General features: G+C 69.6%; 17 protein-coding genes. 11 read left to right on the plus strand and 6 right to left on the minus strand.

What is annotated here, in order from left to right; translation table 11 throughout:
* Positions 1-314: 314 nt before the first annotated feature.
* The 4 genes from ABZ845_RS24120 to ABZ845_RS24135 form a co-directional block, all read right to left on the minus strand.
* The gene (locus tag ABZ845_RS24120) at positions 315-1,253 is read right to left on the minus strand and encodes an NAD-dependent epimerase/dehydratase family protein (protein ID WP_360982979.1); all 939 of its coding nucleotides are present in this window, start codon (positions 1,251-1,253) and stop codon (positions 315-317) included.
* Complete coding sequence (locus ABZ845_RS24125) at positions 1,250-2,467, minus strand: glycosyltransferase (RefSeq protein WP_360982981.1); 1,218 nt, start codon at positions 2,465-2,467, stop codon at positions 1,250-1,252. Before ABZ845_RS24125 ends, ABZ845_RS24120 begins: the two co-directional genes overlap by 4 nt.
* Positions 2,468-2,700: 233 nt before the next feature.
* Positions 2,701-4,983 carry a (Fe-S)-binding protein gene (locus ABZ845_RS24130; protein WP_360982983.1) on the minus strand — a complete coding sequence of 761 codons (2,283 nt, stop codon included), beginning with the start codon at positions 4,981-4,983 and terminating at the stop codon, positions 2,701-2,703.
* A gap of 262 nt (positions 4,984-5,245) precedes the next feature.
* On the minus strand, positions 5,246-5,740 hold the full coding sequence (locus tag ABZ845_RS24135) for an LPXTG cell wall anchor domain-containing protein (protein ID WP_360982985.1): 495 nt from the start codon (positions 5,738-5,740) through the stop codon (positions 5,246-5,248).
* A gap of 431 nt (positions 5,741-6,171) precedes the next feature.
* Between ABZ845_RS24135 and ABZ845_RS24140 the strand changes: the two genes are divergently transcribed.
* The 8 genes from ABZ845_RS24140 to ABZ845_RS24175 all read left to right on the plus strand — a co-directional run bounded on the left by ABZ845_RS24140 (position 6,172) and on the right by ABZ845_RS24175 (position 15,903).
* Positions 6,172-7,632, plus strand: a complete 1,461-nt coding sequence (locus tag ABZ845_RS24140; protein WP_360982987.1) for a polysaccharide biosynthesis tyrosine autokinase — start codon at positions 6,172-6,174, stop codon at positions 7,630-7,632.
* Positions 7,629-8,345, plus strand: a complete 717-nt coding sequence (locus tag ABZ845_RS24145; RefSeq protein ID WP_360982989.1) for a hypothetical protein — start codon at positions 7,629-7,631, stop codon at positions 8,343-8,345. The genes ABZ845_RS24140 and ABZ845_RS24145 overlap by 4 nt, the downstream gene beginning before the upstream one ends.
* 213 nt (positions 8,346-8,558) lie before the next feature.
* Positions 8,559-10,406, plus strand: a complete 1,848-nt coding sequence (dnaK, locus tag ABZ845_RS24150; protein ID WP_360982991.1) for a molecular chaperone DnaK — start codon at positions 8,559-8,561, stop codon at positions 10,404-10,406.
* On the plus strand, positions 10,403-11,065 hold the full coding sequence (gene grpE, locus ABZ845_RS24155; protein ID WP_360982992.1) for a nucleotide exchange factor GrpE: 663 nt from the start codon (positions 10,403-10,405) through the stop codon (positions 11,063-11,065). The genes dnaK and grpE overlap by 4 nt, the downstream gene beginning before the upstream one ends.
* A gap of 84 nt (positions 11,066-11,149) precedes the next feature.
* A complete protein-coding gene (gene dnaJ, locus ABZ845_RS24160; protein ID WP_360982994.1) occupies positions 11,150-12,331 on the plus strand; it encodes a molecular chaperone DnaJ in 1,182 nt (393 codons plus the stop codon).
* A gap of 4 nt (positions 12,332-12,335) precedes the next feature.
* The gene (locus tag ABZ845_RS24165) at positions 12,336-12,779 is read left to right on the plus strand and encodes a helix-turn-helix domain-containing protein (protein ID WP_360982996.1); all 444 of its coding nucleotides are present in this window, start codon (positions 12,336-12,338) and stop codon (positions 12,777-12,779) included.
* A gap of 266 nt (positions 12,780-13,045) precedes the next feature.
* The gene (locus ABZ845_RS24170) at positions 13,046-14,152 is read left to right on the plus strand and encodes a substrate-binding domain-containing protein (protein WP_360982998.1); all 1,107 of its coding nucleotides are present in this window, start codon (positions 13,046-13,048) and stop codon (positions 14,150-14,152) included.
* Between the two features lie 653 nt (positions 14,153-14,805).
* Positions 14,806-15,903 (plus strand): LuxR C-terminal-related transcriptional regulator, encoded by a 1,098-nt coding sequence (locus ABZ845_RS24175; protein ID WP_360983000.1) that lies wholly within the window; start codon positions 14,806-14,808, stop codon positions 15,901-15,903.
* On the opposite strand, the gene ABZ845_RS24180 is transcribed toward ABZ845_RS24175, so the two are convergent.
* Positions 15,839-16,849 carry a helix-turn-helix transcriptional regulator gene (locus ABZ845_RS24180; RefSeq protein WP_360983002.1) on the minus strand — a complete coding sequence of 337 codons (1,011 nt, stop codon included), beginning with the start codon at positions 16,847-16,849 and terminating at the stop codon, positions 15,839-15,841. The two genes, ABZ845_RS24175 and ABZ845_RS24180, sit on opposite strands and share 65 nt — an antisense overlap.
* Positions 16,850-17,178: 329 nt before the next feature.
* Between ABZ845_RS24180 and ABZ845_RS24185 the strand changes: the two genes are divergently transcribed.
* Positions 17,179-17,514, plus strand: a complete 336-nt coding sequence (locus tag ABZ845_RS24185; RefSeq protein ID WP_360983004.1) for a hypothetical protein — start codon at positions 17,179-17,181, stop codon at positions 17,512-17,514.
* Positions 17,515-17,685: 171 nt separating this feature from the next.
* Here the strand turns inward: ABZ845_RS24185 and ABZ845_RS24190 are convergent, their stop codons facing one another.
* The gene (locus tag ABZ845_RS24190) at positions 17,686-18,099 is read right to left on the minus strand and encodes a TIGR03618 family F420-dependent PPOX class oxidoreductase (RefSeq protein WP_360983006.1); all 414 of its coding nucleotides are present in this window, start codon (positions 18,097-18,099) and stop codon (positions 17,686-17,688) included.
* A 141-nt stretch (positions 18,100-18,240) separates the two neighbouring features.
* Between ABZ845_RS24190 and clpB the strand changes: the two genes are divergently transcribed.
* Together clpB and ABZ845_RS24200 are read left to right on the plus strand one after the other, a co-directional pair.
* Positions 18,241-20,838 carry an ATP-dependent chaperone ClpB gene (gene clpB / locus ABZ845_RS24195; RefSeq protein WP_360983008.1) on the plus strand — a complete coding sequence of 866 codons (2,598 nt, stop codon included), beginning with the start codon at positions 18,241-18,243 and terminating at the stop codon, positions 20,836-20,838.
* 139 nt (positions 20,839-20,977) lie between these two features.
* On the plus strand, positions 20,978-21,502 hold the full coding sequence (locus ABZ845_RS24200) for a YbjN domain-containing protein (protein WP_360983010.1): 525 nt from the start codon (positions 20,978-20,980) through the stop codon (positions 21,500-21,502).
* The last annotated feature ends 1 nt before the right edge of the window (position 21,503 follow it).

The following is a 21,503-nucleotide window of genomic DNA, read 5'->3' on the forward strand; positions in this document are numbered from 1 at the left end:
CCGCGCCCCTACGCAGTTCCCCGTGCCCCTGTCGGGGTGTGTCTCGTGCGTTGCCGGGTGCGGGTGTGTCGTGGTTTTTCGCGCAGTTCCCCGCGCCCCTATAGGGCGCACCGTGCGTCTTGGCCGGTCACGCACAGGCGAGGAACCGCCATACCCCCGCAGGCGACAACGCGCGGAACCCACCCACCAGGGGCGCGGGGAACTGCGCAAAAACCCACGACGTACGGGCAGATGGCGACGCACCGGTACGCACCCGATGGGGGCGCGGGGAACTGCGCAAAAACCCGCAGCACACCCCGGCAGGGACCCGCAGGCTACGCCGCCCCGCCCCCGCCCCGGAACCACCGCACCGTCTCCTCCAGCCCCCGCTCCAGCGAAACCGCCCTCAGCCCCGGGAACAGCTCGCGCAGCACCCCGTCATCGGCCTGGGAGTCCCGTACATCGCCCCGCCGGGGCTCCTCATGGCGGATCTCGACCGCCGACTCCATGGTCTTGGCGACCCGGTGGGCGAGTTCCAGGACGCTCACCCGCGTGCCGAAGGCCAGGTTGACCGGGCTCGCGCAGGTGACCTTCCGCTCGACGGCGTCGGCGAGCACGCGCGCGACCGTTCCGACGTAGGTGAAGTCGCGGGTCTGGTGGCCGTCCCCGTACACCGTCAGCGGCTCCCCGCGCAGCGCCGCGTCGATGAACGAGGGGACGACCGCGGCGTACGCGTGCCCCGCGGGCTGCAGCGGCCCGTAGACGTTGAAGAAGCGGAAGACGAGGGCCGGGAGGCCGAAGGCCGGCCCGTAGGCCAGTGTGTAGGCCTCGGTGGCGAGCTTGCTGGCGGCGTAGGGGCTCAGCGGCCGGGTCGGCAGGTCCTCGTGCTTGGGCAGGTCGGTGACCGCGCCGTACACCGAGGACGAGGACGCGGCGACCAGATGCGTGCCCCTGCGGCGGCACGCTTCCAGAACCCGTACGGTGCCGGTCGCGTTGACCTCGTGGCTGGCGAACGGATCCGCCAGGGAGCGCGGCACGGACGGGCGTGCGGCCAGGTGGACCACGGCGTCGGCCCCGGCCACCACGTCCTCCAGCAGGGTGCGGTCGAGGATGCTGCCCTCGACCAGTTCCGCGCCCGTGCCCGCGAGGTTGGCCGCCGAGCCGGTGCTCAGGTCGTCCAGGACCAGGACCTCGCCGACCCCGGGGCGGGAAGCGAGCTCGCGGCACAGGTTGGCTCCGATGAAGCCGGCGCCTCCGGTCACTACGACGTTCAACGGTTCACACCTTTCGGTTGGGCTGGTGAGGGCCACCAGCCGCGTGCGACAGCGATGGAGGCGTAGAGGTCGTGGGTGTCCCGGACCAGGCGCTCGGCCCCGAACCGCGCCGCGGTGTAGGTGCGCGCCTGCTGTCCCAGGCGGTGGCGGAGCGGGGCGTCGCGGAGCAGTTCGACGGTGTGCCGGGTGAGTTCACCGGCGTCGGGTGGGGCCAGCAGGCCGGTGCGGCCGTCCTGGACCACTTCGGCCACGCTGCCGACGTTGGTCGCCACGGTCGGCAGTCCTGCTAGGCCGGCCTCGATGAGGCTGACCGGCATGCCCTCGTTGTCCGAGGTGAGCAGCACCAGATCCGCGGCGGCGTACACGGTCTCCACGTCGGGGCGCCAGCCCAGCAGATGCAGTGACTCGCGCAGATCGCCCGCCCCCGCGAGCTCACCGTGGAGGTCACCGTCTCCGCACACCAGGAACCGCGCGTCCGGAACCGCCCGGCGTACCTCGCGGGCCACCGTCAGGAACCTGTCCGGCCGTTTGATCCTCGTCAGCCGTCCTACGTAGGCGACGACGGGGCCGTCCTGCGGGAGCCCGAGTCGTGCGCGTGCCTCGGACCGCGGGGGAGGCACGGCGGAGGTGGTGCCGGGCGGGATCACGGCGTACTGCCGTGGCCGGCCGATGCCGGCGGCGAGCAGGTCGTCGCGGACGGCACCCCCGACCGCCACCAGCCGGTCGGTGACGGCCGCCAGGCTCCGCTCGGCCTGGACGAGGATCCGGGTCTTGGCCGGTGAGAAGTAGCCCTGGAGAAGGTGGCCGTGGAAGGTGTGCACGCACGAGGGCACCCGGGCGAGTTTGGCCGCGGCGCGTCCCAGCGCCCCTGCCTTGGCGGTGTGCGTGTGCACGATGTGCGGCCGGAACGCGCGCATGGCCGTGGTCAGCTCGGCCAGTGCCCGCAGATCGTCGGTGGGCCGCACGGCGCGGCCGAGGGTGGGGACCCGCCGTACCCGTACGTCAGGGGCCCGCTGGTCGACGTAGTCGGCCTCGTCCGGGCCGACATGTCCGGCGTACAGCCGGTGGTCGAACAGTTCCTCGTCGAGCCCGCGCATCAGCGTGGAGACCTGGAGGGCCGGGCCGCCCACGTTCATTCTCGCGATGACCCTCATCACCCGGATACGCCGGGCGCGGGGGTCGTGACCGGTGGTGCGACGCCGGGCAGTCACCATTCAGCCTCACTGCGTTCCAGGCCCTGGCCACCGCCGAGGCGGGCACCGGTGCACGTTCATGACGGGCCGTCATCGTCACACGGCGGAAAGTGAGGGGAGGGGCGACGTGCCGCCCGCGCTGGGACCGGCACACCTACGGCGTACACGTATCCCGCCGGTACACGCCGAAGGGGCCGGGATCGCGCTCTGCGACCCCGGCCCCTTCGGCGTGCCAGAACACTGGCGGCACTGGCCTACTTCACGGGCTCCGGCTCCGGCTCGTTCTCCGTCTGCGCCTCGCCCGCCGGGTCGATCGGCGTCCTGACGGAGTCGAGGAGCAGCTGGGCGACGTCCACGACCTGGATGGACTCCTTGGCCTTGCCGTCGTTCTTCTTGCCGTTGACCGAGTCGGTCAGCATGACGAGGCAGAACGGGCAGGCGGTGGAGACGATGTCCGGGTTCAGGGAGAGGGCCTCGTCGACGCGCTCGTTGTTGATGCGCTTGCCGATCCGCTCCTCCATCCACATCCGGGCGCCGCCGGCGCCGCAGCAGAAGCCGCGCTCCTTGTGGCGGTGCATCTCCTCGTTGCGCAGGCCCGGGACCTTGCCGATGATCTCGCGCGGCGGCGTGTAGATCTTGTTGTGGCGGCCCAGGTAGCACGGGTCGTGGTAGGTGATGATGCCCTCGACCGGGGTGACCGGGATCAGCTTGCCCTCGTCCACCAGGTGCTGGAGGAGCTGGGTGTGGTGGATGACCTCGTAGTCGCCGCCGAGCTGCGGGTACTCGTTGCCGATCGTGTTGAGGCAGTGCGGGCAGGTCGCGACGATCTTCTTGGCCGACCTGGGCTTGCGGGACTCCTCCGTCACCTTGCCGTCGTCGTCCATCTCCTCGCCGAACGCCATGTTCAGAGCCATGACGTTCTCCATGCCGAGCTCCTGGAACAGGGGCTCGTTGCCGAGGCGGCGGGCGGAGTCACCGGTGCACTTCTCGTCGCCGCCCATGATCGCGAACTTGACGCCCGCGATGTGGAGCAGCTCGGCGAACGCCTTGGTGGTCTTCTTGGCCCGGTCCTCCAGGGCGCCGGCGCAGCCGACCCAGTACAGGTACTCGACCTCGGTGAGGTCCTCGATGTCCTGGCCGACGACCGGCACCTCGAAGTCGACCTCCTTGGTCCACTCCAGGCGCTGCTTCTTGGCCAGGCCCCAGGGGTTGCCCTTCTTCTCCAGGTTCTTGAGCATCGTGCCCGCCTCGGACGGGAACGCGGACTCGATCATCACCTGGTAGCGGCGCATGTCGACGATGTGGTCGATGTGCTCGATGTCCACCGGGCACTGCTCGACGCAGGCGCCGCAGGTGGTGCAGGACCACAGGACGTCCGGGTCGATGACGCCGTTCTCCTCGGCGGTGCCGATCAGCGGGCGCTCGGCCTCCGCGAGGGCGGCGGCGGGGACGTCCTTGAGCTGCTCCTCGGACGCCTTCTCCTCGCCCTCCACGGTCTTGCCGCCGCCGGTGAGCAGGTAGGGCGCCTTGGCGTGCGCGTTGTCGCGCAGCGACATGATCAGCAGCTTCGGGGACAGCGGCTTGCCGGTGTTCCAGGCCGGGCACTGCGACTGGCAGCGGCCGCACTCGGTGCAGGTGGAGAAGTCCAGCAGGCCCTTCCACGAGAACTGCTCGACCTGCGAGACACCGAAGACGTCGTCCTCGCCCGGGTCGGTGAAGTCGATCGGCTTGCCGCCGCTCGACATCGGCAGCAGCGCGCCGAGCGCGGTCTCGCCCTTGGCGTTCCGCTTGAACCAGATGTTCGGGAAGCCCAGGAAGCGGTGCCAGGCCACACCCATGTCCGTCTTCAGGGAGACCGTGATCATCCAGATGAAGGAGGTGGAGATCTTCAGGCACGCGAAGAAGTAGGTGAGGTTCTGGAGCGTGGAGAGGTTCATGCCCCTCAGCCACGACACCACCGGGTACGAGATGAAGAACGACGCCTCGTAGCCGCCCACGTGGTGCTGGGCGCCCTCAAGCGCGTGCAGCATGAAGATGCAGACGCCGATGATGAGGATGACGGCCTCGACGAAGTACGCCTGGCCGAAGTTCGAGCCGGCGAAGCGGGACTTGCGGCCCGGCTTGTTCGGCTTGCTCAGCTGCCGGATCACGATCAGGGCGAGGATGCCGAGCGTCGTCGTCGTGCCGATGAACTCGACGAAGACGTTGTACGGAGCCCAGTCGCCGAGGATCGGCAGGAGCCAGTCGGCCTGGAAGAGCTGGCCGATGGCGTTGACGATCGTCAGCACCAGTGTGTAGAAGCCCACCGCCACGAACCAGTGCGCGACACCGACGACGCCCCAGCGGTTCATCCGGGTGTGGCCGAGGAACTCCCTGACCACGGTGAGGGTTCGTTGGAAGGGTTCGTCCGTGCGCGTGCCCGCGGGCACGTTCTGACCGAGCCGCATGAAGCGGTAGAGCTGTAGGAGGGCGCGGGCGAACAGGGCCACGCCGACCACGATCAGAACCAGCGACACGATGATCGCGGCGAGTTGCATTTCGGGGCTCCTCGGGCCTGCTGCGAGGGACATTACTAAGCGGTAACTTATGCAGTCCGTTCGAGACTACCCGCATCTTTACCCGCACTGTAGCCAGGAGCAGGGTGATCTGGGTCGCTGAGGTGGTGCCCCGGGCCGATCGACGGGGTCTCGCGCCATCGCGGGTGCCGGATACGCGGACGGCGTCCCGGCCGGGGCCGGGACGCCGTGCTGCCGCTGTGCTACCGCCGTACGGATGTCCGGGTCGCTGCTGAACCGCCCGTCACGAACTGCGGCGGCGACGCATCGCGAGCAGCATGCCACCGCCCGCCGCGATCATCCCGGCCGCGGCGCCGCCGTAGGCCAGGGCCTTCTCGGCACCTGTCTTGGCGAGGCTGTCGTCACCGCCGGCCGTCGTGAGGCCGTGTTCGCTGCCGGAGTGCCACGTGTGCTGCCCGTGTCCGTCCTCCCACCCACCGTTCGGGCCGCCGCCTCCACCGGGCGTGCCTCCGGCGGGCGGGTAGGCGGCCCCGATCACCTGGATCTGGACGGAGCAGGTGTGCTGGGGGCCGTGCCAGGCGGTGAGACTGAACATGTGCATGCCGCGGTGGGCCCACGGGATGTGCACGGTGCCCTCCACCGTTCCGCTGCCGTCCGCGTGGCGCAGCCTGAGCGCTCTCTGGTCCAGCATCGCGAGGACCCTCTGGTGAGGGGTGAATCCCGTGCCGGTGAAGTGCACCGCGTCCCCGATGTGCACCGTGGTGGCGCTGAGCGTCACGCACGACGCTGGAGGCGGGTACGGAGCCGCGGCGTGGGCGGTCTGGGCTCCTGCCAGCGGCGCGGCTACGAGCACGGCAGCGGATGCTGCTGATGCCAGTGCGACGCGCCATCTGGACGATGACGTCATTTTCTTCACTCTCCTCGACTCGGCTTCCGTTCGGGCCAGGCGGCTGGCGCGTCCGCCGTATTCGCGATCAAGTCACCAAGATCTAGATATATGGGATAAATGGGACATATCTAAGGCAGTTGACGGGGCGTCGCCCAGAAGTCACCGGATGGGGGAGTGGCGAGGATGTTCCGCGGGCCGACGGGGCGAACCCAGGGGTGTCTCCCGGGCTCTGGGTACGGGAGTCCCTATCTTCGACTGGGTGAAAAGGGAACAGAACATCTCAATTCGGATGGTTCCCTCGGTCCTATGAGGGGTGCAGCTTGGATCTCCACGGTTTCCTTAAAGCCCTTGCCAGACGCTGGCCGACCGTCGTGGCGTGCCTGGCGCTCGCGATCGGGGCGGCGCTCGCCGTGACGGGCTTGAGCACCGCCGTCTACGAGGCCAGGACGCAGCTCTTCGTCGCCACGCGCACCGGAGCGGACACCACCCAGCTGAACCAGGGGCAGAGCTTCTCGCAGGCGCGCGTGCAGTCCTACGCCGCGATCGTGACGACTCGTCAGGTGACCGCGTCCGTGGTGCGGAAGCTGGGGCTGCACCTCACCCCGGAGGAACTGGCGTCCCGGATCACCGCCGTCGCCCCGCTCAACACGGTGCTCATCGACATCACCGTCCGGGACACGGTGCCCGAGCGGGCCGCGCGCATCGCCAACGCCGTGGCGAAGCGATTCAGCGCCGTCGTGGAACAGCTGGAGACACCCAGGCGCCTGCCGGGCACGGACTCCGGACAGCACCGCAAGAACCCCACGGACGACCGCGTCTCGCCCGTGTCCCTCGGCGTCACCCAGGAGGCCATCACCCCCACCGCCCCCGTCTCTCCCCGCCCGGCGCTGAACCTGGCCGCGGGGGTGCTCGGCGGACTGCTGCTCGCCGCCGCGCTCGTCGCCCTGCGCGAGACGCTCGACACCACACTGAAGAACAGTGAGGCGCTCGGCGAGTTCACCGCACTGCCCGGCCTCGGCGTCATCCCGTTCGACCGCAATGCCCCCAGGAGCCCGCTCATCACGTCCGACGTGCACTCCACGCGCGCCGAGGCGTTCCGCAAGCTGCGCACCAACCTGCAGTTCTCCCAGGTGGACGATCCGCCGCGGATCATCGTGGTGACGAGTTCGGTGCCCGGTGAGGGCAAGACCAACACCGCCGTGAACCTCGCCCTCTCGCTCGCCGAAGCGGGCGTCGCCACCTGCCTGGTGGACGCCGATCTGCGGCGCCCGTGCGTCGCCCCGACCTTCGGCCTCGTCCAGGACGCGGGTCTGACCACGGTGCTCATCGGGCAGGCCCGGATCGGGGACGTGGTGCAGCAGGCCGTCGGCGGGCTCGCGGTGCTCACCAGCGGGCCCGTGCCGCCGAACCCCACGGAACTGCTCGCCTCCGCGCGCATGGAGGAGGTGCTGCGCGAACTGGCGAAGACCTACGAGGTCGTGATCGTCGACACCGCGCCGCTGCTGCCGGTCGCCGACACCGTGGGGCTCGCCTCGCTGGCCCAGGGCACGCTGCTCGTCGTCCGCGCCGCGAAGACCAGGCGGGACCAGGTGCGTACCGCCGCCCAGTCGCTCGAACGGGTGGGCGTACGGGTCCTCGGTACGGTCTTCAGCGCGGCCCCCGTTCCCAAGGGCGACGGCTACGGCTCCTACGGGCACTACGGCGAGCTGCCCGCTCCGCGTGGGGCGGCCGCGGGCACGGCAGGGGCGCCCGCGGGGCCGCGGCGCGAAGGCGAGCGATGACCCGGGTCCTGTTCGTCTGCACGGGCAACGTGCACCGCTCGGTGCTCGCCGAGCGGCTGCTGGCCGCGAGGCTCCCGGCAGGCTCGTCCGTGCGGGCGGAGAGCGCCGGCACCCTGGCGCACCTGCGTCCGGGGATGGAGAGCGGCACCCGCGCGGTGCTGGAGCGCATGGGCGGCAGCGGTCACGGCTTCTCGGCGCGCCCGCTCACCGAACGGCTGGTCGCGGAGGCGTCCTTGGTGCTCGGGCTCGCGCGCGAGCACCGCGAGGCGGCCGTGCGGCTCGCCCCGTCGGCGATGCGGCGCTGCTTCACGCTGAAGGAGTTCGTGCGTCTGGCGGCGGGGGGAACCGCGAGGGACGCGGCGGACGCGATGGCGCCGTGCCGGGACGGAGCGTCGGCCGCGGACGGCGGGCCGAGGGACGAACGGGTGCCATGGGTCGTACGCCTCGGGACTGCGGACGGACGGGGACCGGGCGATGTGGCCGCCCGGGTGGCGGACGACGGGGAAGGTCCGGGCGGCCCGGAGGGTTTCGACAAGGTGGTGGCCGCCGCGGCGGCGCGCCGGGGCCGGACCGCACCGGTCCCGGAGGCCGAGGACGACGTGGCGGACCCCTGGGCGAAACCGCGTGATGTGCTCTACGAGTGCGCCCGGGAGATCGACCGGGCCGTGAGCCGGCTGGCCCTGCTGCTGGGCGGGGGCGGCACGAGCGGGTGAGGGAGCCTCGCTCGGCCCTCGCTCGGCCTTCGCTCGCCCTCGCTCGCACCGACCGCCCGGCCCCTGCCGTGGGCCGATGACCAGGGCTTTTCCGCGGTTGCCGTACGGCGTCGGACAAAAGTTGAGTCCCACTGACTCAGGTCTGTTGACGCCGGACGGGTGCCTCGTGCATCCTTGAGCCTGTTCCACTCAAGTCAGCTGGAGGAATCGAAAATGGCACGTGCGGTCGGCATCGACCTGGGCACGACTAACTCCGTCGTCAGCGTTCTGGAGGGCGGCGAGCCCACCGTCATCACCAACGCCGAGGGCGCCAGGACCACGCCGTCCGTCGTCGCCTTCGCGAAGAACGGCGAGGTGCTCGTCGGCGAGGTGGCCAAGCGCCAGGCGGTCACCAACGTGGACCGGACCGTCCGGTCGGTCAAGCGCCACATGGGCACTGACTGGAAGATCAACCTGGACGGCAAGGACTTCAACCCGCAGCAGATGAGCGCCTTCATCCTGCAGAAGCTGAAGCGGGACGCCGAGTCGTACCTGGGCGAGAAGGTGACCGACGCGGTCATCACCGTCCCGGCGTACTTCAACGACTCGGAGCGCCAGGCCACCAAGGAGGCCGGCGAGATCGCGGGCCTGAACGTCCTGCGCATCGTCAACGAGCCCACCGCCGCCGCCCTGGCGTACGGCCTCGACAAGGACGACCAGACCATCCTCGTCTTCGACCTCGGTGGCGGCACCTTCGACGTGTCCCTCCTCGAGATCGGTGACGGCGTCGTCGAGGTGAAGGCCACCAACGGTGACAACCACCTCGGTGGTGACGACTGGGACCAGCGTGTCGTCGACTACCTGGTCAAGCAGTTCCAGTCCGGCCACGGCGTGGACCTGAGCAAGGACAAGATGGCCCTCCAGCGCCTCCGAGAGGCCGCCGAGAAGGCCAAGATCGAGCTGTCCTCGTCCACCGAGACCTCGATCAACCTGCCCTACATCACGGCCTCCGCCGAGGGCCCGCTGCACCTGGACGAGAGGCTCACCCGGGCCCAGTTCCAGCAGCTGACGGCCGACCTGCTGGAGCGCTGCAAGACGCCGTTCCACAACGTCATCAAGGACGCCGGCATCCAGCTCGGCGAGATCGACCACGTCGTCCTCGTCGGTGGCTCCACCCGTATGCCCGCCGTCGCCGAGCTCGTCAAGGAGCTGACCGGCGGCAAGGAGGCCAACAAGGGTGTGAACCCGGACGAGGTCGTCGCCATCGGCGCCTCGCTCCAGGCCGGTGTCCTCAAGGGTGAGGTCAAGGACGTCCTGCTCCTCGACGTGACCCCGCTGTCCCTCGGTATCGAGACCAAGGGCGGCATCATGACCAAGCTCATCGAGCGCAACACCACGATCCCGACCAAGCGGTCCGAGATCTTCACGACGGCCGAGGACAACCAGCCGTCCGTGCAGATCCAGGTCTACCAGGGCGAGCGCGAGATCGCGGCGTACAACAAGAAGCTCGGCATGTTCGAGCTGACCGGTCTGCCCCCGGCCCCGCGTGGCGTCCCGCAGATCGAGGTGTCCTTCGACATCGACGCCAACGGCATCATGCACGTGACCGCCAAGGACCTGGGCACGGGCAAGGAGCAGAAGATGACCGTCACCGGCGGCTCCTCGCTGCCGAAGGACGAGGTCGACCGGATGCGACAGGAGGCCGAGCAGTACGCGGAGGAGGACCACCGCCGCCGCGAGGCCGCCGAGACCCGCAACCAGGGCGAGCAGCTCGTCTACCAGACGGAGAAGTTCCTCAAGGACAACGAGGACAAGGTCCCCGGCGAGATCAAGACCGAGGTCGAGGCCGCCGTCGCCGAGCTCAAGGAGACGCTCAAGGGCGAGGACACCGCCGAGATCCGCACCGCCACCGAGAAGGTCGCGGCCGTCTCGCAGAAGCTCGGCCAGGCCATGTACGCCGACGCCCAGGCCGCGCAGGCCGCGGGCGGTGCCGGTGACGCCGGTGCCGGCCAGGCGAAGGCCGAGGACGACGTCGTGGACGCCGAGATCGTCGACGAGGACCGCAAGGACGGTGCCGCGTGACGGAGGAGACCCCGGGCTTCGAGGAGAAGCCCGACGTCCCCTCCGGCGTCACCCCTGAGGACGCCGAGCCGAAGGCCGCCTCTTCCTCTCCGAAGGAGGCGGCGGCCCCGGCGGGGGACGCGAACGCGCAGAACGCCGGTCTGGTGGCCCAGCTCGACCAGGTCCGCACGGCGCTCGGTGAGCGCACGGCCGACCTCCAGCGCCTTCAGGCCGAATACCAGAACTACCGCCGACGCGTCGAACGCGACCGGATCACGGTCAAGGAGATCGCCATCGCGAACCTCCTGACCGAGCTCCTGCCCGTGCTCGACGACATCGGCCGCGCCCGGGACCACGGCGAGCTCGTCGGCGGCTTCAAGTCCGTCGCCGAGTCGCTGGAGACGGTCGCGGCGAAGATGGGTCTGCAGCAGTTCGGCAAGGAGGGCGAGCCCTTCGACCCGACGATCCACGAGGCCCTGATGCACTCGTACGCGCCGGATGTCACCGAGACGACGTGCGTGGCGATTCTGCAGCCCGGGTATCGCTTCGGCGAGCGCACCATCCGCCCCGCGCGGGTGGCCGTCGCCGAGCCGCAGCCCGGAGCTCAGAGCGTCAAGGCGGAGGAGACGTCCGAGACGACGGGCGACGACAAGGAGAGCGGTGGCCCGGACGAGGGCTGACGTGATCGCCGCGGGAGCCCGTGACGGGCTCCCCGCGGAGAACGACATCGAGCGGGACATCGAACGGAAGGAGGGACGTCGGGGATGAGCACCAAGGACTTCATCGAGAAGGACTACTACAAGGTCCTCGGCGTCCCCAAGGACGCCACCGAGGCCGAGATCAAGAAGGCGTACCGGAAACTCGCCCGCGAGTTCCACCCGGACGCCAACAAGGGCAACGCCAAGGCGGAGGAGCGCTTCAAGGAGATCTCCGAGGCGAACGACATCCTCGGCGACCCCAAGAAGCGCAAGGAGTACGACGAGGCGCGCGCCCTCTTCGGCAACGGCGGCTTCCGTCCCGGTCCCGGGGCGGGAGGAGGATCGTTCAACTTCGACCTGGGTGACCTCTTCGGAGGCCAGGGCGGGGGAGCCGGCGGCGGAGGGTTCGGCAGCGGCGGCGGTCTCGGTGACGTCTTCGGGGGCCTGTTCAACCGCGGTGGCGGCGCGGGCACGCGTACGCAGCCCAGGCGCGGCCAGGACATCGAGTCCGAGGTCACGCTGAGCTTCATGGAGGCGGTGGACGGTGCGACCGTACCGCTGCGCATGTCCTCGCAGGCGCCCTGCAAGGCCTGTTCGGGCACCGGCGACAAGAACGGCACGCCGCGCGTGTGCCCGACCTGTGTCGGCACCGGCCAGGTGGCGCGAGGCTCGGGCGGCGGCTTCTCCCTGACCGACCCCTGCCCGGACTGCAAGGGCCGTGGGCTCATCGCCGAGCACCCCTGCCTGGAGTGCAACGGCAGCGGCCGGGCGAAGTCGTCCCGGACGATGCAGGTCCGCATCCCCGCGGGCGTCACGGACGGGCAGCGCATCCGGCTGCGCGGCAAGGGCGCGCCCGGCGAGCGGGGCGGCCCGGCCGGCGACCTGTATGTCGTCGTCCATGTGGACGCGCACCCCGTCTTCGGCCGCAAGGGCGACAACCTGACGGTGACCGTCCCCGTGACGATCGCGGAGGCCGCCCTCGGCGCCGAGATCCGGGTGCCCACCCTGGGCGGGCCCCCGGTGACCCTGAAGCTGCCCCCGGGCACGCCGGGCGGGCGCACGCTGCGCGCCCGCGGCAAGGGCGCGGTCCGCAAGGACGGCACCCGCGGCGACCTCCTGGTCACCGTCGAGGTGAGTGTTCCCAAGGACGTGACGGGGAAGGCTCGTGACGCACTGGAGGCGTATCGCGAGGCGACCGCGGACGAGGATCCGCGGGCGGAGCTGTTCCAGGCGGCGAAGGGAGCATGAGGAGATGGACGGCCGTCGACGCAATCCGTACGAACTGACCGAGGAAACCCCGGTCTACGTCATCTCGGTGGCGGCCCAGCTCTCCGGACTGCACCCCCAGACTCTGCGCCAGTACGACCGCCTGGGGCTCGTGTCGCCGGACCGCACGGCCGGCCGGGGCCGGCGCTACTCGGCCCGCGACATCGAACTGCTGCGCCAGGTGCAGCAGTTGTCGCAGGACGAGGGCATCAACCTGGCCGGCATCAAGCGCATCATCGAACTGGAGAACCAGGTCGCCGCGCTGCAGTCCCGTGTCGCGGAGCTTCAGGACGCGCTGGACGGCGCGGCGGCGGCGATGCGCCAGCGCGAGGCGGCTGTGCACGCCTCGTACCGCCGTGACCTCGTGCCGTACCAGGAGGTACAGCAGACCAGTGCGCTGGTGGTGTGGCGGCCGAAGCGGCAGCAGTAGGACCGGCGGCGTCCGGTCAGCCGTGCGAGAGGCCGGGAGGCCACACCTCCCGGCCTCTTGCCGTGCGGAGGTTTGGAAACCGTGCGGGCACCACACTCTCTTGGTCTTCACTTGACTTCTACGTGAATGCTGTTGCCATCTCGTTAACCGGTACTTCTTGACGCTGTGCACCGTCTACGCGTTGGCTTTCAGCCATTGGGGCGCAGTGCTGCTCCCCCGCCCGGAAGGCCCCTGTTGTGACTGCTCGTACCACCCGTAGGACTGCTGTGCGTCGTACCGCCATAGCCCTGGCCGCTTCTGCGGCTGCCGTATCGCTCGCCGCTTGCGGCGCCTTCGACGGATCCAGCGGGGGCAGCGGTTCCGCGACCCCGAAGAAGGGCGACGACATCCAGGTGGGCCTCCTTCTGCCCGAGAAGGAGAACCCGAGGTACGACAACTTCGACTACCCGATCATCCAGAAGCAGGTGCAGTCCCTCACTCACGGCAAGGGCAAGGTCGTCTACGCCAATGCCGAGGCGGACGCGGCCAAGCAGAGCCAGCAGCTCGACCAGATGATCCAGGACAAGGTCGACGTCCTGCTGGTGGACGCGGTGGACTCCAAGGCCATCGCGCCGGATGTGCAGAAGGCCAAGGACGCGGGCATTCCCGTCATCGCCTACGACCGGCTCGCGCAGGGCCCGATCGACGCGTACATCTCCTTCGACAACGAGCTTGTCGGCCAGGTGCAGGGGCGCGCCCTTGTCGAGAAGCTGAACGACTCCACCGGGTCCAGCAAGATCGTCATGATGAACGGCTCGCCCACCGACCCCAACGCGGCGCAGTTCAAGGAGGGCGCGCTCAGCGAGCTCTCGGGCAAGGTGAACATCGTCGCGAAGTACGACACCAAGGACTGGAAGCCGGAGAACGCCAAGGCGAACATGCTCGAGGCGATCAAGGCCGTCGGCGCGAACAACATCGCCGGGGTGTACTCCGCGAACGACGGCATGGCCGGGGCGGTCATCGAGGCGCTCAAGGAGTCGGGCGTCACCAAGCTTCCGCCGGTGACCGGGCAGGACGCGTCGCTGGACGCGGTGCAGCGGATCGTCACGGGCGAGCAGTACATGAGCGTGTACAAGTCCTATCCGCAGGAGGCGACCAACGCCGCGGAGATGGCGGTGGCCAAGGTCCAGGGCCGCTCCATCGAGTTCGACGCGCTGACCCGTGACTCGGTCGACAGCCCGACGGAGAAGAAGATCCCGTCCATGCTTGTTCCGGTGGTCGCGCTGACCCAGAAGAACATCAAGGACACGGTGGTCCAGGACAACATCTTCACCATCCAGCAGATCTGCACGGCGGCGTACAGGACGGCCTGCGCGGAAATCAGACTGAAGTAGCCACTCCTGCGGGCGCGCGGACGATTGCGCGCAGTTTCCCGCGCCCCTGCCGAGCCCGCTCCGGCACGTCGCCGCCTGCGGGCGGGCGGGCGGTTTTGCGCAGTTCCCCGCGCCCCTAATCTGCTTGAGGCCGCTCCGGCACGTCGGCACCTGCGGGTGGGTGGGTGGTTTTGCGCAGTTCCCCGCGTCCCTGTGGTGTGGCCTTGCGGTGCGTCGTTGTCTGCGGGTGGGTGGGGCGTTTTGCGCAGTCCCCCGCGCCCCTGTGGTGTGGCCTTGCGGTGCGTCGTTGTCTGCGGGTGGGTGGGGCGATTTGGGCAGTTCCCCGCGTCCCTGGTGGTCGCCCTTCCGTGCGTCGTCACCTGCTGGTGGGCCGCGGCTGCCCACCCGGTGAAGCCACATGCCGCAGACGACGATGCACCGAAGCGGCCTCGAAAGGGGCGCGGGGAACTGGGCGAAGAACCCCGACGCGCCCGCAGGGGCCGACGTGCCGAAGCGGGTTCGACAGTGGCGCGGGGAACTGCGCAAATCCCCCCACGCAGCCGCAGGTCATATCGGCCCCCCAGCGGAGCGACCCGGTTGCGGAGCCGCCCCGCTCCGCGCATAGTTGCGCTGCGGAGACAGGAGTCCGCAGAAGTCAAAGCCAGGGGTGGAAGATGGCCGGGCACGGGACGGACGCGCATCCGCACGGCGCTGACCGCCTCTGCGAGACCGGAAACCGCGTGTACTCCCGTGCCGTACGCCGAGGCCGCGTACCCCGCGCGGACGCCGGCCCCGTGCCCTGCCTGCTGGAACTCGCGCTGCTGCACCCGGACCCGGACGACATGGACTGGCTGGTGCCGACCTCCCCGCAGGAGGTCATGACCCGGCTGTTGCGCGGTGTCCACGACGAGGTCAGCGCGAGCCAGGCCAGGGTGGGGGCGGCCGTGGCGGCGGCCGAGTGGTATGCCGGGCTCGGCGGCCGCGGCTGCGAGCAGACGCCCACGGAGGGCGTGGCGATCCGCGTCCTGGACGGGCTGCCGCGGATCCGCGCCGCCATGGACGAGGCGACCGAGCTGTGCGCGAGCGAGGTACTGACGGTCCAGCCGGGCGGGATCCGCCGCGAGGACGAGCTCTCCGAGGGCCTGCACCGGGCGCTGGAGATGCGCCGCAGGGGCGTACGCATGCGCGACCTGTACACGCATGTCGCCCGCCACGGCCAAGGACTGCACACGTACATGGAGTTGATGGGCGACGCGGCCGAGGCGCGCACCCTGGACGAGGTGCCCGAGCGCCTGATCCTCTTCGACCGCAAGGTCGCGTTCATCCCCGCGAACACCGACCGCACGATCGCGCTGGAGCTGCGGCATCCGGCGCTCATCGACTATCTGGTGACCGTGTTCGAGCGTCTGTGGCGGCTCGCGATCCCGCTCACCTCCCCGCTCCCGGACACGGGCATCGACGGCATCACCCACCGGGAGCGCTCGATCGCGGCGCTGCTCGCGGAGGGCCACCAGGACGCGGTCATCGCCGAGCGGCTTGGGATCAGTGTCCGTACCTGCCGTGCGCACATCGCCCGGCTCTCGGAGACCCTGGGCGCGGCGAGCAGGACGCAACTGGGCGTCCGTATCGCCCAGGAGGGCCTGGACGGGCCGGTGCGTTCGGCGGGGCCGCTCCCGGCCGAGGCGTCCGGCGCGCCGGCGCGAGGTCTCATGGCGGGGGACTACCCCCGGGGGCCTGGTCGTTCTGGGTCAGAATCCCCGACTGCGCTATGAGGTAGCCGAGTTGGGCTCGGCTGCCGCTGCCCAGGGCGGTGGCCAGCTTCGCGATGTGGGCGCGGCAGGTGCGCACGTTCATGCCCAGGCGGCGTGCGATCGCCTCGTCGACGTGGCCCTCCACCAGGAGTTTGGCGATGGAGTGCTGGATGTCCGTGATGCCGTCCGGGTCGGTCTCGTAAGGGGTTCCCGCCCGCAGTGGCACTGCCCGGCCCCACATGAACTCGAAGACCTTGATCAGATAGCGGACGAGACCCGGATGCCTGAGCTCCAGGGCGACCTGGCGGTCATCGCTGACCGGGATGAACGCCACGGTCTCGTCGCAGATGATCAGGCGTTCCACGAGTTCGTCGATGGTGCGGTACTCCACCTTCCCGGTGGAGAACTGGTCCACGTAGGCCAGGCGCTCGGGGCTGTAGCGCGCCGTGTGCTGGTACAGGGTCCGGATGCGCACACCGCGATCCATCAGCGTCCGGTCGCGTTCAAGCCCCTCTATGAGCCTGCGCTCGGGGCGCTGGCCGCTCGGCTGGACCGTGAGCATCTCGTTCTGGCACTGGGATGTCGCCAGGTCGAGCGATGTGTTGATGCGGTCGAGGCCCTCCAGCACCGTTATCGCGTGTGTGGGCACGGTCAACTGCGCGCTGAGGGCCATGAATGGCTCGAAAGTCTCGGCGAGCCCCGTCGACAGCCGCCTGCGCTCGGATATCTCACGTTCTATGGGGCTGAGCCGCTGAGCGAGGGCGACCGTGGGCGGAACCGGGCGCAACCAGGTGGCGTCGTCTGGATCGGGGTGAAGGAGTGCGAACTCCATCAGACAGGGAGCGTCTTCTGCGTCGGAGCGGGCGATACGTCCCATGCGCAGTGCGTTCGCGTAGAGGCGGCCGCCCTCCTCGCACAGCTCGGTCAAGGCGTGGGGATGTATCGCTTTGGACCGATTTGTTGTCAAAACTCCACCCCCCAGGGTCCTGAACGTGCAGGAACATGATGCACCGATTGTGTGGCCATGACGTGCCTGAATGAGCCATCGTCTTACTACAGGACGGGGGAATAGGGGACTTCAAGTGAGGACGAAGCCGACTATGGGTAAGAGAATGCTTCGCTCGGCGCTTGCCGTTGCCTTCTCCGCCGGTGTGGCCCTCGGGGTACTGGGTGGCCTCTCCAGCGCGCGGGGGGACGATGTGCGAGCGGACAGTGTGTGGTCAGTGACGCACCAGTCTTCTCCGGCGGACGCCGACAAGGCTGCCGCGAGCCCGGATGACAGCGTGTGGAGCTGATGTGACCACTCCTCCGGACGACCGCTCCTTCCGTCGGGAGATGGCCACGGCCTACCGCTCCGGCTGGCACTTCATCGACCTGGTCACCGCGGTTCCTCACAGTGGAGACTCGCTGATGGTGACCGTGTTCGGCGAGCCGGTTGTCGTCTCGCGGGACGAGGACGAGGACGTGCGGGCGTACCGGCTTCTGCGGCGGCCTCGGGGGGCGCCGCAGCCCGTACGGTGTGCCATACGGTACGGAATGATCTTTGTGAACCTGGACCAGCGTGACCACCGACTGGTCGAACCCGACGGTACCGACACCAGGACCATCTCAGCCACCCCCCGCAGTGCCTGACGCGATTCCCCCGTCGCAAGAGATCGCTCAGGCGCTTCCCCCCGCAGCGGCGTCACCGTGACCTGAACACGGTGACGCCGCTGCAGTTTGTGCGGACATCTCCGGTATCTCCGGATACGGTCCGGAACCGGCTATGGCTGAAATGCGGCGTGTCGGATCCGCCGCCGAGCCTCAGCCGTGCCCCAGCGCCCTGGTGAGCTCGATCTCGATCACCACACGTGACGGATTGGGCCTCGGCGTCCGCCCGTAGCGCTCGGCATAGCGTCGCTCCGCCTCCGCGATCCGCTCCGGGTCCCTGCGGACCCGCGCCAGGCCCTCCAGGGTCGCCCAGCGCCGCCCGTCCACCTGGCAGACCGCCACTCGCGCCCCTTCGGGCCCGGCCGTAGCCACATGTCTCACCTTCGCGCTCGTGACGCTCGCGATCACCCGGGCGAGGCGTGCCTCGGGGTCGTACGTCACTCCGACCGGAACGACGTGCGGGCTGCCGTCGGGGCGGAGGGTGGTCAGCGTGCACAGGTGCCGTTCCCGCCAGAAGCCGAGATACGGGGCGTCCGGCGTGCCGGGGTCCGAGGGGTGGGGAGCCATGAGCCGGAACTTAACGGTTCGCGCTCCCGTTCCTCGGCTTGAGTGCAGTAGACTCAACTTTGTGCACGTTGCTCCAGTCAGGCTGGAAGCGACGTCGAGCAGACGTCTGAGCGCGGGCGACGCTAGGAGGAGAAGGCGAACGTGGACGCCGAGCTGACCAACAGGAGCAGGGACGCGATCAACGCGGCCGGAGAGCGGGCGGTTGCGGACGGGCACCCGGACCTCACCCCCGCCCATCTGCTCCTGGCCCTGCTCGAGGGGCAGGACAACGAGAACATCACCGACCTGCTGGCCGCGGTCGACGCCGACCTGGCATCCGTACGGTCCGGCGGCGAGCGCGTGCTCGCCGGTCTGCCCAGCGTGACCGGGTCGACCGTCGCGCCGCCCCAGCCCAATCGCGATCTGCTCGCCGTGATCGCCGACGCGGGCAGGCGCGCCAGGGAGCTCGGCGACGACTATGTCTCCACCGAGCACCTGCTCATCGGTATCGCCGCGAAGGGGGGTGCCGCCGGGGACGTACTCTCCCAGCAGGGAGCGGACGCCAGGAAGCTCCTCGACGCGTTCCAGAAGAGCAGGGGAGGTCGCCGGGTGACGACCCCGGACCCGGAAGGCCAGTACAAGGCCCTGGAGAAGTTCGGCACGGACTTCACCGCAGCCGCGCGCGACGGAAAGCTGGACCCGGTCATCGGCCGGGACCAGGAGATCCGCCGTGTCGTACAGGTGCTGTCCCGCCGCACCAAGAACAACCCGGTCCTCATCGGCGAGCCCGGCGTCGGCAAGACGGCCGTGGTGGAGGGGCTCGCCCAGCGGATCGTGAAGGGCGACGTGCCCGAGTCCCTCAGGAACAAGAGGCTGGTCGCGCTCGACCTGGGTGCCATGGTCGCCGGCGCGAAGTACCGCGGCGAGTTCGAGGAGCGCCTGAAGACCGTCCTCGCCGAGATCAAGGACTCCGACGGCCAGATCATCACCTTCATCGACGAGCTGCACACCGTCGTGGGCGCCGGCGCGGGAGGCGACTCCGCGATGGACGCCGGCAACATGCTCAAGCCGATGCTGGCCCGCGGTGAGCTGCGCATGGTCGGCGCCACCACGCTGGACGAGTACCGCGAGCGGATCGAGAAGGACCCGGCGCTGGAGCGGCGTTTCCAGCAGGTGCTGGTCGCCGAGCCGACCGTCGAGGACACCATCGCGATCCTGCGCGGACTCAAGGGCCGCTACGAGGCCCATCACAAGGTGCAGATCGCGGACAGCGCGCTGGTCGCCGCGGCCACCCTCTCCGACCGTTACATCACCTCCCGCTTCCTGCCCGACAAGGCCATCGACCTGGTGGACGAGTCGGCATCCCGGCTGCGGATGGAGATCGACTCCTCCCCCGTCGAGATCGACGAGCTCCAGCGCGCCGTGGACCGGCTGCGCATGGAGGAGCTGGCGCTCAGCAAGGAGACCGACCAGGCCTCCAAGGAGCGCCTGGACAAGCTGCGCCGCGACCTCGCGGACAAGGAGGAGGAGCTGCGCGGGCTCAACGCCCGCTGGGAGAAGGAGAAGCAGTCCCTCAACCGGGTCGGTGAGCTGAAGGAGAAGCTGGACGACCTTCGCGGTCAGGCCGAACGCGCCCAGCGCGACGGCGACTTCGACACCGCCTCCAAGCTGCTGTACGGGGAGATCCCGGGCGTGGAGAAGGAGTTGGAGGCCGCCTCCGAGGCCGAGGAGGAGGCCTCCAAGGGCACGATGGTGAAGGACGAGGTCGGCCCCGACGACATCGCGGACGTCGTCGCCTCCTGGACCGGCATTCCCGCCGGACGCCTCCTGGAGGGGGAGACGCAGAAACTGCTGCGTATGGAGGAGGAGATCGGCAGGCGGCTGATCGGCCAGGGCGAGGCCGTGCGCGCTGTGTCGGACGCCGTACGCCGCAGCCGGGCCGGTATCGCCGACCCGGACCGGCCCACCGGCTCCTTCCTCTTCCTCGGCCCCACCGGCGTGGGCAAGACCGAACTGGCCAAGGCCCTGGCCGACTTCCTTTTCGACGACGAGCGGGCGATGGTCCGTATCGACATGTCGGAGTACGGCGAGAAGCACAGCGTCGCCCGGCTGGTCGGCGCCCCGCCCGGATACGTCGGCTACGAGGAGGGCGGCCAGCTCACCGAGGCCGTACGCCGCCGCCCGTACAGCGTGGTGCTGCTCGACGAGGTGGAGAAGGCCCACCCCGAGGTCTTCGACATCCTTCTGCAGGTGATGGACGACGGCCGTCTGACGGACGGTCAGGGCCGTACGGTCGACTTCCGCAACGTCATCCTCGTGCTGACCTCCAACCTGGGCAGCCAGTTCCTGGTCGACCCGATGACCAGCGAGGAGGAGAAGCGCCAGCAGGTGCTCGAGGTGGTGCGCGCCTCCTTCAAGCCGGAGTTCCTCAACCGGCTGGACGACCTGGTGGTCTTCTCGGCGCTGTCGAAGGACGAGCTGAGCCGGATCGCCCAGCTGCAGATCGACCGCCTGGCCAGGCGGCTGTCCGAGCGGCGGCTGACCCTGGAGATCACGCCCGCGGCGCTGGCCTGGCTCGCGGACGAGGGAAACGACCCGGCGTACGGCGCCCGGCCGCTGCGCCGCCTGGTGCAGACCGCCATCGGCGACCGGCTCGCCAAGGAGATCCTGTCCGGGGAGATCAAGGACGGCGACACGGTCCGGGTGGACACCTTCGGCGAGGGGCTGATCGTGGGCCCGGCCACGGGCAAGTCGCTGTGACGCGGCTGCCCCCGCCCGCCGAATCCGCGCTCGTCAGGCCGGATCATGTCAGCCTAGGGCTGACAGCTCCCGCCAGGGCTTGCCACCCCCCGCCCCGCATGGGGGAGGATGGCGGAATCCGTACGAAGGGAAGAACACGGTGAGCATCGACCCGTCCTCGATTCCGAATTTCGGGGGCCAGCCCGAGCCGCAGCCGCCGGCTGGACCCGTGGTTCCGGATCAGGACCTCGTGAAGCAGCTCCTGGACCAGATGGAGCTCAAGCACCTCGTCGACGAGGAGGGAGACCTCGTCGCGCCGTGGGAGCAGTTCCGTACGTACTTCATGTTCCGCGGCGAGGCCGATCAGCAGGTCTTCTCGGTGCGGACGTTCTACGACCGGCCGCACAAGATCGACGAGAAGACGCAGCTGCTGGAGTCCATCGACGACTGGAACCGGCGCACGCTGTGGCCCAAGGTGTACACGCACACGCACGACGACGGCACCGTCCGCCTCATCGGTGAGGCGCAGATGCTGATCGGCACGGGTGTCAGCCTGGAGCACTTCGTCTCGTCCACGGTCAGCTGGGTGCGGGCCGCCATCGAGTTCGACCGGTGGCTCGTGGAGCAGCTCGGCCTCGCGGAGGACGTCGACAACTCGGAGAAGCCCGAGGAAGACGGAGAGTAGA

The organism is Streptomyces sp. NPDC047022, from assembly GCF_040644155.1.
GTDB lineage: Bacteria > Actinomycetota > Actinomycetes > Streptomycetales > Streptomycetaceae > Streptomyces.

Coding starts and splice junctions, on each gene's coding strand:
- ABZ845_RS24125 (WP_360982981.1), bottom strand. CDS start 2,467: ATGGTGACTGCCCGGCGTCGCACCACCGGTCACGACCCCCGCGCCCGG.
- dnaJ (WP_360982994.1), top strand. CDS start 11,150: ATGAGCACCAAGGACTTCATCGAGAAGGACTACTACAAGGTCCTCGGC.
- ABZ845_RS24145 (WP_360982989.1), top strand. CDS start 7,629: ATGACCCGGGTCCTGTTCGTCTGCACGGGCAACGTGCACCGCTCGGTG.
- ABZ845_RS24165 (WP_360982996.1), top strand. CDS start 12,336: ATGGACGGCCGTCGACGCAATCCGTACGAACTGACCGAGGAAACCCCG.
- ABZ845_RS24175 (WP_360983000.1), top strand. CDS start 14,806: ATGGCCGGGCACGGGACGGACGCGCATCCGCACGGCGCTGACCGCCTC.
- ABZ845_RS24190 (WP_360983006.1), bottom strand. CDS start 18,099: ATGGCTCCCCACCCCTCGGACCCCGGCACGCCGGACGCCCCGTATCTC.
- dnaK (WP_360982991.1), top strand. CDS start 8,559: ATGGCACGTGCGGTCGGCATCGACCTGGGCACGACTAACTCCGTCGTC.
- ABZ845_RS24130 (WP_360982983.1), bottom strand. CDS start 4,983: ATGCAACTCGCCGCGATCATCGTGTCGCTGGTTCTGATCGTGGTCGGC.